The organism is Aeromonas sp. BIGb0405 (genome assembly GCF_024807335.1).
Lineage (GTDB): Bacteria > Pseudomonadota > Gammaproteobacteria > Enterobacterales > Aeromonadaceae > Aeromonas > Aeromonas rivuli.
On the sequence record NZ_JANUEP010000001.1, the window covers coordinates 698,084 to 711,317 of the forward strand.

The following is a 13,234-nucleotide window of genomic DNA, read 5'->3' on the forward strand; positions in this document are numbered from 1 at the left end:
CAACCCGGCGACTACTTGCCGTTGAGATCATCATCCGGCCAATATTTGTAACCCTGCATGGTGGCCTGTACCGCGACCCCCTGCTCGGTGAGCTGGTACATCTTCACCTTCTGGAAATCGGCGTTGGCCGCTTCGCTGACCACCACCTTGCCATCATCGGCCGACTTGGCGGCCAGATCAGCCTGGGCACTGGCATCGAATCCTGTGGTGATGAATCTGTCCAGGGCGGTGACATCGTTGAAGATGATCAATGCCTGGAATTTCTTGATCCCCATGCCGATCCCCATCCCGGCCGTCGCCATCCTCATATAGGTGTCACGGCCGGTGCGGTTGTCATGGAGCACGCCATATCCGCTGCCCGCACTGAGCACCAGCAGGTTGTTGTTCACATTGGTAAAGACGGCATAACCCTTGGATTTTGCCACCTCCTGTCGGATGCCCGCATCCTGACCATACAGGGTGGCGAGGGTCTGCTGGCGCATCTGTTGAATGTTGCTACGCTGCTCGGCCGGGGTGTCTCCCTTGGCGGCACAACCAACAAGCAGCAGAACGGCCACAATATGAATCCATAGACGCATCTCATTTCTCCTTCATGTTTCACGTGCGGAAGCTGCCTTCAGATGAAGCTCCAGCTCCCACTCCAGAGTCCAGTCAGAGACAGGACTCTGATCCCTTCGATCACGCTCCCGTCTCCCGAAAACCCCAACCAGATATCAGTACCTTGTGAAGTCCATCTCCCCAACAGCCACAGGTTCTCTGCGGATCCCCCCAGCAACGCGCGCTGGGGGCGTGCACAGACAAGGCATCGATGGAATGAGGCACCGATACCCTTGCCTACCCCTTGCTCACCTCACCGAGAAATGCGGTGAAACGCTGCCAGGATTTGGCATCGGCGTCGGCGCGATAATTGGCGCCGCCAAAGACGCTGAAGGCATGGGGGGCACCGCTATAGCTGGTCGCCTCATGGGCCACCCCCGCCGCTTCCAGCTCACCTATCAGCGTGGCGAACTCTGTCAATGAAACAGCCTGATCCGCGCTGCCATGCTGGATGAGCAGGCTCGCCTTGGTCTGCTTGTAGTCCTGGCCGGGGGGCGTGGCCAGGCCACCATGAACACTCACCACCCCCTTGAGATCGGCGCCGCTGCGGGCCAGCTCCAACACGGCCGCGCCGCCGAAGCAGTAACCCAGTGCCACCACATTGTCGAGGCGCCCACCCAATCGGCCCGCTTCGGTCAACGCTGCCATCAGCAGTTTGCGCATCTTGGGTCTGTCCTGATAGAGCGCGCCGGTGAGCCGCTTTCTCTCCTCCATCTCGGTCGGGCGCACACCGGCCCCAAACAAGTCGACGGCAAACACGCTATAACCGAGCGCCGCCAGCATCTCGGCGCGTTTGACCTCGTAGTCGGTCAGACCGTCCCAATCATGCACCAGCAGCACCAGAGGGGCCTGCTTGTTGCTGCCAAGGTAAAAGCCCTCAAACGCTTGGCCATCGACGCTATAACTGACCGGGCCCGCCTGACTCACACCGCCCCATGCCAATCCGAACAGAGCCAAAATCCATACCATCTTCATCACGTTCTCCTTGTTAGCCCGTTGCAACTCACTGCGACCCTGATTGTAGCCGCTCTCAGGCCAGGCCTGCGGAGCATGACCCGCAGCCGTCCCACCATGGCTGGCGACCCAATAAGAAGAGGCCACCCTGGGGTGGCCTCTCATTGGCTATATGGCGACGAAGGGGGGCTTAATCCTTGGCCGACTCCATCGCGCCCTCTTGCGAGTGCGCAGGCAGGATCAGGTTGAGCAGGATGGCGGCTACCGAGGCCAGACCCACACCGGCCAGGGCGAAGTCACCGATCTTCAGCTCCAGGGCGCCGACGCCAACGGTCAGGGTCACGGCGACGATGGCGATGTTGCGGGCCAGGCCCAGATCCACCTTGGACTCCACCAGGGTCTTGAGGCCGATGGCGGCAATGGATCCGAACAGCAGCAGCATGATACCGCCCATCACCGGCATGGGGATGGAGGTGAGCAGGGCGTTGAACTTGCCGAAGAAGGCCAGGATGACGGCAAATACCGCAGCCCAGGTCATGGTGACCGGATTGAAGTTGCGGGTGATCATCACGGCGCCGGTCACTTCCGCATAGGTGGTGACGGGGGGGCCACCGATGAAACCGGCGAAGCAGACGCCGATGCCGTCACCGGCCAGGGTGCGGTGCAGACCCGGGTTCTTGGTGTAATCCTGGCCGGTCACACCACCGATGGCGAGCACGCCGCCGATGTGTTCGATGCAGGGGGCGATGGCCACCGGCAGCATGAACAGGGCGGCGGCCCAGTTGATCTCCGGGGTCTCAAAGTGAGGCATGGCCAGCCAGGGGGCGTTGGCCATCCCCTCAAAGCTCACCTGCCCCATCATGATGGCAGCCACATAACCGGCGATGACACCGGAGAGGATGGGAATGAGCTTGATCCAGCCCTTGCAGAACACGGCCGCAATCAGGGTCACCGCCAGGGAGATCCCCGCCAGGGTGAGGGCGGTGGTCGGCTCGACGACCTGATCGCTACCGGCACGGCCCATGGCCATGTTGCAGGCGACCTGGGCGACGGAGAGACCAATCACCATGATCACCGGGCCAATCACCACAGGCGGCAGCAGCTTGTGCACGAAGCCCATGCCCCGCACGCGGATCAGCGCCGCCAGGATGAAGTACATGAAGCCGGCCGCAAACAGGCCAAACATGGTGGACGGCAGTCCCCAGGTCTGGGTGGCGTAGATGATGGGGGCGATGAAGGCGAAGCTGGAGCCGAGGAAGATCGGCACCTGGCGGCGGGTGCAGAGCTGGAACAGCAGGGTACCCACACCGGCGCCGAGCAGGGCCATGGAGGGGTTCAGTCCGGTGAGCAGGGGCACCAGCACCATGGCACCGAAGGCGACAAACAGGATCTGCAGCCCGGCGACACTTTGCTTGACTAAGGAAAACATGAGCGTCCTTACGATTTTGATGACTGAGGGTGATATTTCACACTTTTCAATCATCACTACATCTTTTCAAGGCAGGCTTGACACAAAAAAGCATCAATTTTTACCTTTTACTGCTTGGGGAGGGCGAGAAACTAACCTTTTAGGCGGGATTCGTTGCTACAAGCATCGAGGACGCGATTTTACGCACCTTTATGGCAAATTCCAATCGTTTGCCTATGGGATAATTTTTTATTTGTCTATTTTGCGAACTTGAAACGAGACAGGCGACCCGAGGGTCGCCTGTCTTGATGGAGTAGCCTCTTATACCTTGCGATAAGGCAGGTAGGTCGGCTCCCACATGTGGCTGAGGATATGTTGTTCCAGATCCTGGCCTATCAGGGGATGGGTCGGATCTCGGCGAACGATGTCTTTGAGCACCGCGGTAGCAACCCGCACCGAGATGGCGCGCAGGTCACGGATCGGCGGGAAAACCGTGCCACGGGCCAGATCGGCCTCGCTCACGCACTCGGCCAGGGCGAAGGCCGCCGTGGTGAAGATGTCGGCGCCAATCTCTTTCACCTGGCTGACGATGGCGGCCAGCCCCACCCCGGGGAAGATAAAGACGTTATTGCCCTGACCGATGCGATAACGCTCCCCCTGATGCTCGACATCGGCGAACGGGCTGCCGGTGGCGACGATGGCCTTGCCCTGACTCCAGCGGTAGATGTCTTCCGGCAGTGCCTCGCAGTTGGCGGTCGGGTTGGAGAGCGGGAACACCATGGGGTGTTCGCAGTGCTCGAGCATCAGCTTGATGTGCTGCTCCTGGAAGGCCCCGCCAGCCCCGCTGGTGCCCAGCAGCACGGTGATGGGAACATGACGCAGCACCTCGGTCAGCCCGGCCTTGCCCTGCACATCCCATTGCGCCAGCAGCAGACCCGGTTTGGCGTAGCGGCGCTTGTACTCGTCGAGCCCCTCGCGGTTGTCACACACCAGCCCCTGGGTATCGAGGATATAGATGCGATCCCGCGCCGCCTGCGGATCCAGCCCCTCGCGGATCATGCCCGCACAGATCTGATCCGCCACCCCGACCCCGCCGGCGCCGGCGCCATAGACCAGATAGTTCTGCTGGCCCAGGGTCTCGCCCTTGAACTTGACCGCTCCAATGATGCCCGCCAGCACCACGGCGCCTGTCCCTTGGATGTCATCATTGAAGGAGGGCAGTGCCTGCTGGTAGCACGCCAGATTGTTGAAGGCATTGGACTTGCTGAAGTCCTCCCACTGCAGCACGGCATTGGGGAAGTGACGCTTGACCCCGGCCACGAACTTGTCGATGAAGTCGTCATACTCCTTGCCGCGAATACGACGATGGGGCTGGCCGAGATACATGGGATCATCCAGCAGCGCCTGATTGTCGGTGCCCACATCGAGCGCGATGGGCAGGCAGCAGGCCGGATGAATCCCCGCCCCCAGGGTATAGAGGGAGAGCTTGCCGATGGGGATGCCCATGCCGCCCACCCCCTGATCGCCGATACCGAGAATACCCTGGCTATCGGTGACCACTATGATGCGAATCCCTTTACCATCGAAGTGCCGTGCCTGGGATCCCATGTCCTCGACATTTTGCGGGGTGATATAGAGGCCGCGCGCCTTCTGGAAACGGTGGCTGAACTCCTGACACGCCTTGCCCACGGTCGGGGTATAGATGATGGGGGTCATCTCCTCCACATGCAGGGAGATCAGGGCGTAGAACAGGGTTTCGTTTCTGTCTTGCAGCGCGCGAAGATACTGATATTTCTCAATGTCGCTGCAGGCGCTTTGAAAACCCTGATAGACCCGTTCCAGCTGGGCCTCGAAGGTCTGTACCTGGGGTGGCAGCAGACCGTCCAGGTCAAAGTCGGCGCGCTCCTGTTCGGTGAAGGCCGTGCTCTTGTTGAGGTAGCGGTTGTTGAGCAAGTCGGTGCCGGTGAGGGACACGGGGCGAAAGGCATTGCCTTCTGCATCTTTCCAGAGCAGATATTGTCCAGTAGCCATAGTCATTCTCTTTGATTTACATGAAGTTGCCATTGCGGCGAAGAAGCGAGACACATAGTGAAATCAATCATATAACTTTTACTTCACCGATTTTGTGAGGCCGGGCATAAAGTCGCTCACCCCAGCGGTGTCCTCCCGGCCCCTGCCCCACCCTCGACTAAGCTAGATCTGCCATTGTCATGGAGCAGCCGCCGCTGGTGCCGTGGCTTCGCGACTCGGGCACACATATCAACCGCACTTCGGACTCAAGGAAGCTCATCATGGGAAGCACGCGACTGGAAGCCTTTAGCGATGGCGTCATCGCCATCTTGATCACCATCATGGTGCTGGAGCTCAAGGTGCCCCACGACGCCAGCTGGTCGGCGCTCATCCCGCTGCTGCCGGTGTTTCTGAGCTATGTGCTCAGCTTCATCTACTTGGGGATCTACTGGAACAATCATCATCACATGCTGCACACCTGCCGCCATATCACAGGCCCCATTCTCTGGGCCAACCTGCACCTGCTGTTCTGGCTCTCCCTGATCCCCTTTGCCACCGGCTGGATGGGGGAAAACCACTTCGCCAGCTTGCCGACCGCCCTCTACGGCCTGGTACTCTTGATGGCGGCCATCGCCTATTTCATGTTGCAGACGCTGATCATCCGCTCCCAGGGCCCGCACTCGCTGCTCAAGCGGGCACTCGGCAGCGACTGGAAGGGCAAGGTTTCCCCCCTGCTCTATTTCAGCGCCATCGTCGCCGCCTTCTGGGCCCAGTGGCTGTCCCAGCTCATCTATGTGCTGGCCGCCCTGATCTGGCTGGTGCCGGACAGTCGCATCGAGCACATCCTGGCCGAGCATGAGGCGCACTAGCTCGCCTTCCCCCATGGCGTCCATCAGCCAGTATCCCGGTTCGGCTGGCAGCATCACGCCCCGGCGAAGGGCTCAAGGCGGAGCGGATTGATCTGGATCACCCCAGAAAGCCCGGCAGCCGGATATAAATGCCATTGCCCTGCCGGCCCCCTTGGCGCAAGATCGGCCGGAGCCGAACCGCAAACGGCGACGGTGCCCGCAACGAGCCCGCGGCCAGCATCCTTCCACCGAACCTGACAGAGCGACATGACGCCAGACTCCGCAACCCCTAGTGCCCACTTTCCCGTTTCTGCCGTGATCCTGGCCGGTGGCCGCGCCACCCGCATGGGCGGCGACGACAAGGGTTGGGTGCCCCTGGCGGGTCAGCCCCTGATAGTCCACGTGCTCGATCGCCTGCGCCCCCAGGTGGACGAGGTGCTGATCAACGCCAACCGCAGCGAGGAGCGCTATCGGGCGCTGGCCCCGGTTATCGATGATGGCAACGGCAATTTCCTGGGTCCCCTGGCGGGCATGCAGGCTGGTCTTGCCGCCGCCCGCCACGACTGGGTGCTGTTCGTGCCCTGCGACGGCCCCGGCCTGCCGATGGATCTGATGAGCCGCTTTCGCGCCGCGCTGACGCCGGACATCGAGCTGGTGGTGGCCCATGATGGATCTCATCTGCAACCCGTGGTCGCCCTGCTGCACAAGTCCCTGCTCCCCTCCCTGCGCCAGACACTGGCTGAGGGGGAACGCAAGATAGCCTGCTGGTTTGCCCGCCACCGGATGGCGGTGGTCTCCTTCGTCGATCAGCCCGATGCCTTCATCAACCTCAATGATCAGACCGAGCTGGCCGCCTACGAGGCGCGCCTGCTGGGTGCAAGCGGATCGCTGGCAGGGGACGCACGCCCATGATCCCTGCGCAACGGCCCCTGCTCGGCTTCGTCGCCTGGAGCGGTACCGGCAAGACCACCCTGCTGGAGCGCCTCATCCCGCTGCTGACCCGGCGCGGCCTGCGGCTCGGGGTGCTCAAGCATACCCATCACGATTTCGACATGGATCAACCGGGCAAGGACAGCTATCGCCTGCGCCAGGCTGGCGCCTTGCAGGTGATGGCGGCCTCCTCCCTGCGCCACGCCCTGATCTGCGAGACCCCGGAGCAAGAGCCCTCATTCGAGGCGCTGCTGGCCCGCTTCGACTGGGAGCGGCTCGATCTGCTGCTGGTCGAGGGGTTCAAGCATCACCATTTTCCCAAGATAGAGCTCCATCGCCGCGCCCTCGGGAGGCCCCTGCTGTTCCCAAGCGACCCGGACATAGTGGCGCTCATCAGCAATGAGCCCGAGGCGACCACCCTGCCCCAGTTTCGTTTCGAGGCCCTGGACGCCATCGCCGACTTCCTCTGCGCCCGGCTGCCCCGGGATACAAGCAGCCAGCCCCCTTTATCGCCGCCGCTGCGCCTGTTCGCCCTGGCCCTGGAGGCCATGCCCAATCCGGCGGGGGAGGCTTGCCTGCCCGGCCACCTCAGCCAGGATGCCAACGGCTGCTTGCAGGTGCGCCCGGCAAGTGCTTTCATGCCCTCAGCCCTGCCCTCGGCCAACTGCGTGATCGAAAACCCCGCCCGATCGGCCATCATCCCCGGTGAGCGGGTCCGGATCCGCCTCTTGCCCTGATGGCGAGCGTCAGCCGGCACGGCAACACGAGAAGATCAACCTGACATGAGACGACTCCCTTGCGCCTGAACACGCCGCTCTCCCGCTTCGATCTGCTGATCTATGGTCGCTACCGTCTGGTCCACGGCCTGCGCATCTCCCTGGCCTTCACCCTCACCTTCCTGCTGACCCGGGAGCTCAAGCTGCCGGAGAGCACCTGGCCCCTCATCACCCTGGTGGTGGTGATGGGCCCCATCTCGTTCTGGGGCAATGTCTTGTCGCGGGCCCTGCAACGGGTGGTCGGCACCATCTTCGGCGCCGCCTGCGGGGTGGTGGCCCTCTATCTGGAGCTCTACTCCCTGCCGCTGATGCTGGTATGGTGCAGCGCCATCATGTTCCTGTGCGGCTATCTGGCGCTTGGCAAGCGCCCCTACGTAGGGCTGCTCATCGGCATCACCTTAGGCGTGACCATGGGCGCCATGCCGGGGGACATAGAGACGGCGCTGTGGCGCAGCGGCGATGTGATCCTCGGCTCTTTGCTGGCGCTGCTGTTTTGCAGCATCTACCCCCAGCGCGCCTACAGCCACTGGCGGTTGCAGCTGCACGACACCCTGCTGCAGGCGCACCGCCTCTATCACACCCACCTCTCCCCCAATATTCTGGAGCGCCCCAGGCTGGCCCAGAGCCACTCCCGCCTGCTCTCCAAAGTGGTCAGCCTGCGCCCCTTGCTGGCCCCCGCGGTCAAGGAGACCCGCCTCAACAGCTCCCTGTTCGAAGCCATCCAGACCACGATGCGCAACACGCTCTGCACCCTGGAGATGCTGGCCAACACCTACTGGCGGGATCGGCAGAGCCACTTCCTGATGCAGAGCAACCCCGCCTTGCGCACCTGTCAGCAGGCTGCCGAGGAGGTGTTCACCCAGCTCGCCCTCATGCTCAAGAGCGGCGACAGCAGCGCCGCCGAGCAGGCCATCGCCCGATTGCAAGCGGCGGCCGCCCAGGTGCAGGCCGAGGTGCGCCCGGGGGCCGATGACGAGGCCACCATCAGCGGCTACCTCTGGCTCAATCTGCAGCTCACCGAGCAGCTCAGCCACCTGGGGCGCTTGCTGGGACTGGTGCTGCAGCCATACGCCACCCCCGCGGCGCGAAAATGACAAAGCCCCGCAGAAGCGGGGCTTTGTCATCAGGATGGGAGCGGGATCCCCCCAGAGGCAGCGTGGCTCAGGCGGCCACGCGTCCGGTGCGACTCATGGTCGCCAGCTGCGCCTGGGTCAGGGTTGAGACCAGGCGACCCTGATAGTAGAGATCGACCACATCGCCCCGGCGCTGGCCTCGCATTGTGCTGCGGCTGCCATCCTTATAGTGCAGCTCCATCAGGGCGTTATCTGCATCCGGGTAGCTAATGTCCATGCTGCGAACATCGGCGGGCAGGCTGGCCAGGGGTACTGTCTTGAGGGAGCTGTCCAGATGCTGATTCACCTTGATGGCCGTGTCGACCTTATGATCGACCAGCGCAGGAGACTTCCCGGTGATGGGGTTGGTCCCTGACCAGAACTCCACGGTATTGAAGATGAAGAGATCCGCTGTTGCGGCCAGGCCATAGACGGGTGAAAGCAGCACGAAGACGCCGGCGCGGCCATAACGGTTATCCACCACCTTGAGGTTGCCTTTCGTCACCATGGAGGAGAGCCCCATCTGCCCCATGCAGCCACCCAGCCCCAGGGTGCCCATCGCCAGCAGCAGCGACAACGCCACCTTCTTGCTTATCTGTTGTGCCATATCCGTCATGTCCGCCGTCTTGAATCATCGAAAGGCGGCCAGCCTAAACAAGGGGGGAGAGGGTCACAATCGGCAAGGGGGAGGCAGTACAGGCAGGGTTCAGTTTAACGGTGCGATCGCGCAATGAATCAACAATGGAGGTGGCATCTCTCGCCATCCTCTGCTTGAGGGCAACCTCTTAACCAAGATGGTACCGGGCACGCACCGCCAACCCTCCCCCTTATAGCTAAGAGTCGATCGATTCCACCTGGCCCAATCTTGCCCGCCCGCAGCGGTCAATCCGGCTGCCGCTCCAGGTAGCCTGAATGCCCCACGAAGCCGGCCTGTTCATAGAGAGGGCGGCCAGCCTCGCTGGCATGGAGCCACAGCTTGCCAAACTTGGCCAGGTCGGCGTAGCGAGTCATGGCAGCCAGCAGTTGCCGAGCCAGTCCGCGCCTTCGCCATGAGGGGCGGGTATAGATGTTGAGCAGATAAGCCTCCCGGCCAGGCAGGTTGCCGGGGTACGGCGGCCGCTCGAACAGGGCCAGGCTGCCCACCGCCAAGAGCCCGCTCCCCGCCTCTCCTTCCTCGGCGATCCAGGAGATGAGCCTGCCTTCGGCCATGGCACGGCTGAAATAGTCGACACTGGCCTGATGCAGCGCCTCCCCCTGATCCCCCAACGCCTCCCCCAGCTCGGCAAAGAGCGCCATGCGCAGCGTGACCAGTTCAGGGATGTCGGCCAGGGTAGCCTGACGGATATTCATTGCCTGGTCTCCCAGCCACAATCGGGGTTCGCCATGTTGACGGGGGAGCCCGCGGCAAAGGCGATCAGGTTGTCAAAAGCCTGACCCAGATAGAGCTCGTAGCTGTCGCGGGTGACATAACCGAGGTGGGGCGTGCCTATCACATTGGCCATGGCAAGCAAGGGCTCCTGGCTCGGGGGCTCGCACTCGAACACATCGAGGGCGGCAAAGCCGGGTCGCCCGGCCTGGAGCGCCGCCAGCAGAGCGCCGGGCACCACCAGCTCGGCCCGGCTGATATTGACCAGCAGGGCATCGGGCTTCATCAATGCCAGACTTGCAGCAGTGACACAATGGCGGGTGGCCTCGCACAGTCGCAGGTGCAGGCTCAGCACATCACTATGGCGAAACAGCGCCGCCTGACTCGACGCCGCCCGATAACCTGCACTGCAGGCTGCCGCGCGGGATGCCTCACTGCCCCACACCAGCACCGTCATACCAAAGGCCTGACCGAAGGCCGCGACCCTGCGCCCTATCTTGCCAAACCCCCAGATACCCAGTGTCAGCCCCTCCAGGGAGCGCCCCAGCCCCAGGCTGCCGCTATCTTGCCACTGTCCCTGCTGCAACCCCTGCCAATAGGCGGGCAGCTGGCGGCTCGCCGCCAGGATCAGGGCCCAGCACAGCTCGCTTGGCGCGACAGGGGAGCCACTCCCCTCCACCACCAGCACCCCATGGCGGCTGCAGGCGGCAAGACTCAGGTGCTGGCTGACTTTGCCGGTCTGGCTGATGATCCGCAGCCGGGGCAGCTGTGCGAGCAGGCTCTCATCGACTTGGCTGCGCTCACGGATCAATACCAGGGCATCGAACGGGCGCAGCCGCGCGACCTGCTCGGCCTCGCTCTGGGCAGGAGTCCGAAACAGCGTCACCTCATGGTCTGCCAACTTGGCAAAACAGGCCAGCTCGCGCGTGGCCCCCTGATAGTCGTCCAGTATGGCTATCTTCATCCCTGCTCCCCTGGCCCATAAAAATGCCGGTCAATGACCGGCACCATGGTGCATCAAGGTATCTCCATCTGACAACTCAATGCGGCAACTGGCTCTCGCGCCCTCTCAACCGACTGGCGATGGCCTTATCTCTGTCTGGTGATCAGCCAGCGATCCAGCGAGACCGGACCCGCGCCCCATACCACCAGGGTCAGCAGCATCCAGCCCCAGAGCTGGTGATCGAAGAAGCCGCTCGGCCACAGGGTCGGATAAGAGATGACGGCGATGATATTGAAGCCAAACAACAGCAAGGCCGCGGGACGCGTCAGCAGACCAAGGAGCAGCAGCACAGGAATGAGCAGCTCGGTGGCCGTGCCCAGGTAGGCGGCCCACTGCCAGGGCAGCAGGGGCACCTGGTACTCGAACTCGAACAGATAGAGGGTCGAATCCCAGGCATTGAGCTTGAGCCAGCCCGCGCGAAAGAAAGCCTGGGCAACCCAGAGCCGCGCCAGCAGCAATACCCAGCCCGACAGGGTTCCCTGCCAACGATCGGCCAGTTGCTGACCACGGGCGATAAGATGTTCCATCAGATAATTCCTTTCTGTTTACTTATTGATCGTCAACGCCCGGTGCGGCGTCGAGTGAAAATGCCACCAGCAGCCCCTGCGCCACCAGTTGCGGCAAAAGTGCGCCAGGGTTGAGCGCTTCATCGAGCTCGGTCAGGGGGATCCCCTGGCGGCAGGCCTGCAACAATTGATACTGCGCGCCGTCTATGGCCACAGGGATGACACTGAAATCCGGCTGTTTTTGCAGCGCCAGCCAGCATGGTTGCAACGGCTCGGGGGGAGCCTCGCCCCCCGTCAACGCCATCCGCCACAGGCCGACCACGTCGGCGCTCACCGACAGCAAGAGAAGATTGTCGGCAACCAGCAAACGTACCCTGTCCCACTCATCCGGCGCCAGCGCAGCCAGCGCCTCCGCTGGCCATTGGCGATGCTCGAATGGCAACAGGCTCGCTCGCTCCAACTGCCATTCGAAGCGGGCCAACTCTGCCAACCAGGGCAGATGCGCCGTGGTCGGCAACTTCTCGAGCCAGTCGGCGAACCCTGCGCCATAGCAGGTCACACAGCCCTCTCCTGGCGGGTTGGCCAGAATGAACCCCCGGGCGGCGGCATTGAAAAAATCCTCCCCAACCATGGCCTGGCTCGCGGCATAGCTGATGGAGAGCACCTCGGTGAGACTGAGGATGAAGTTGTTTCGATAGACCTGCAGCAAGGCCTCGGGAGGAAAGCGTCCCGGCTGGATGTGTGCTGCGACCTCATTTGGCTCGCCGAGCAGGCTGGCGGCAAACTCCCGTTGCAACGCCCTGACGGATCCCGGGTCTGGTTGCTCAGTCACCCGCTCAGACATGGTGTCTCTCCTGGCGCCGAGCCATGGTAAGTTCGGTAATCTCGCTGGCCTTGTCCGCCTCGGCAATCAGCACAGTGAGCGCCGGGATCTCGAGATCCCACTCAATCAGGGTCGGAATAGTCCGCCTGACACAGATATCGCGATAGAGCGCCCAGACGGGTTCCACCACCGGGCAACTGTGGGTATCTATATAGAGGTGGCCCTGCTCGAGGGATTTGTCGGTAAAGCCGGCCAGGTGGATCTCTTTGACGGTATCGAGATCGATGGCTGCCAGGTACTCGGTGCAAGGGAAACCATGATTGAAGGCGCTGACATAGAGGTTGTTGAGATCGAGCAAGAGGCCGCAGCCACTGCGCTGCTGCAACTGCGCCAGAAATTCCCACTCCGGCATGCCTGCTTCAAATTGCAGGTAAGAAGAGGGATTTTCGATCAATAGCTCGCGACCCAACTGATCCTGCACCGCCTTTATCTTGTCGCTCATCTGGACCAAGGCCTGCTGGGTGTAGGGCATGGGCAGCAAATCATTGAAATGACGGCCGTCGACACTGCCCCAGCTCAGATGCTCAGAGATGCGCGCAGGCTTGATTGCCGTGAGCAGGGCGCGCAACTGGGCAAGATGGGCCCCATCGAGGGTATCGCTGGAGCCCAGGGACATGCCCACGCCGTGCAAGCTGATGGGGTAATCCTCGGCCAGCTGACTGAGCACATGAAAGGCCCGGCTGTGGGGCTCAAAATAGTTCTCGCTGTGCACTTCCAGCCAGCCAACATCGGGGCGTTCTGCCAGCATGACTTGGTAGTGCGGGGCGCGCAGGCCAATACCGATGGAGGAGTGCATCAACCCTGTCTCCCTTGCATACCAGGAGGAAGGGGCGACTCGTCA

General features: G+C 62.3%; 14 protein-coding genes. 4 read left to right on the forward strand and 10 right to left on the reverse strand.

Features of this window, described 5'->3' with window-relative positions:
- Window positions 1–11: 11 nt before the first annotated feature.
- The 4 genes from M2366_RS03280 to M2366_RS03295 all read right to left on the reverse strand — a co-directional run bounded on the left by M2366_RS03280 (window position 12) and on the right by M2366_RS03295 (window position 4,990).
- Window positions 12–578 (reverse strand): lipoprotein, encoded by a 567-nt coding sequence (locus tag M2366_RS03280; protein ID WP_042041520.1) that lies wholly within the window; start codon window positions 576–578, stop codon window positions 12–14.
- Window positions 579–834: 256 nt separating this feature from the next.
- Complete coding sequence (locus tag M2366_RS03285; protein ID WP_259268944.1) at window positions 835–1,572, reverse strand: dienelactone hydrolase family protein; 738 nt, start codon at window positions 1,570–1,572, stop codon at window positions 835–837.
- Window positions 1,573–1,741: 169 nt separating this feature from the next.
- Entirely contained in the window at window positions 1,742–2,980 is a 1,239-nt protein-coding gene (locus tag M2366_RS03290) for a uracil-xanthine permease family protein (RefSeq protein ID WP_042041518.1), read from the reverse strand.
- A 300-nt stretch (window positions 2,981–3,280) separates the two neighbouring features.
- The gene (locus M2366_RS03295) at window positions 3,281–4,990 is read right to left on the reverse strand and encodes an NAD-dependent malic enzyme (RefSeq protein WP_042041517.1); all 1,710 of its coding nucleotides are present in this window, start codon (window positions 4,988–4,990) and stop codon (window positions 3,281–3,283) included.
- Window positions 4,991–5,250: 260 nt separating this feature from the next.
- Between M2366_RS03295 and M2366_RS03300 the strand changes: the two genes are divergently transcribed.
- From M2366_RS03300 to M2366_RS03315, 4 genes are all read left to right on the forward strand, one after another.
- On the forward strand, window positions 5,251–5,838 hold the full coding sequence (locus tag M2366_RS03300; RefSeq protein WP_259268945.1) for a TMEM175 family protein: 588 nt from the start codon (window positions 5,251–5,253) through the stop codon (window positions 5,836–5,838).
- 246 nt (window positions 5,839–6,084) lie between these two features.
- On the forward strand, window positions 6,085–6,729 hold the full coding sequence (mobA, locus tag M2366_RS03305) for a molybdenum cofactor guanylyltransferase MobA (protein ID WP_259268946.1): 645 nt from the start codon (window positions 6,085–6,087) through the stop codon (window positions 6,727–6,729).
- Window positions 6,726–7,484 (forward strand): molybdopterin-guanine dinucleotide biosynthesis protein B, encoded by a 759-nt coding sequence (gene mobB / locus M2366_RS19890; protein ID WP_259268947.1) that lies wholly within the window; start codon window positions 6,726–6,728, stop codon window positions 7,482–7,484. Before mobA ends, mobB begins: the two co-directional genes overlap by 4 nt.
- 59 nt (window positions 7,485–7,543) lie before the next feature.
- Entirely contained in the window at window positions 7,544–8,617 is a 1,074-nt protein-coding gene (locus M2366_RS03315) for an FUSC family protein (RefSeq protein WP_259268948.1), read from the forward strand.
- A gap of 67 nt (window positions 8,618–8,684) precedes the next feature.
- Here M2366_RS03315 and M2366_RS03320 read toward each other — a convergent pair whose 3' ends face one another.
- The 6 genes from M2366_RS03320 to M2366_RS03345 form a co-directional block, all read right to left on the reverse strand.
- Window positions 8,685–9,242 (reverse strand): DUF3332 domain-containing protein, encoded by a 558-nt coding sequence (locus M2366_RS03320; RefSeq protein ID WP_224432962.1) that lies wholly within the window; start codon window positions 9,240–9,242, stop codon window positions 8,685–8,687.
- Window positions 9,243–9,517: 275 nt separating this feature from the next.
- Window positions 9,518–9,985, reverse strand: a complete 468-nt coding sequence (locus tag M2366_RS03325) for a GNAT family N-acetyltransferase (protein WP_259268949.1) — start codon at window positions 9,983–9,985, stop codon at window positions 9,518–9,520.
- Window positions 9,982–10,965 (reverse strand): D-2-hydroxyacid dehydrogenase family protein, encoded by a 984-nt coding sequence (locus M2366_RS03330; protein WP_259268950.1) that lies wholly within the window; start codon window positions 10,963–10,965, stop codon window positions 9,982–9,984. The genes M2366_RS03325 and M2366_RS03330 overlap by 4 nt, the downstream gene beginning before the upstream one ends.
- Before the next feature lie 125 nt (window positions 10,966–11,090).
- A complete protein-coding gene (locus tag M2366_RS03335) occupies window positions 11,091–11,531 on the reverse strand; it encodes a DoxX family protein (protein ID WP_259268951.1) in 441 nt (146 codons plus the stop codon).
- Window positions 11,532–11,553: 22 nt separating this feature from the next.
- Window positions 11,554–12,354: a DNA-binding domain-containing protein gene (locus M2366_RS03340; protein WP_259268952.1), complete on the reverse strand. Its 801-nt coding sequence runs from the start codon at window positions 12,352–12,354 to the stop codon at window positions 11,554–11,556.
- Window positions 12,347–13,189, reverse strand: coding sequence for a DUF692 domain-containing protein (locus M2366_RS03345; protein WP_259268953.1), 843 nt, complete (start codon window positions 13,187–13,189; stop codon window positions 12,347–12,349). The genes M2366_RS03340 and M2366_RS03345 overlap by 8 nt, the downstream gene beginning before the upstream one ends.
- Window positions 13,190–13,234 lie beyond the last annotated feature (45 nt).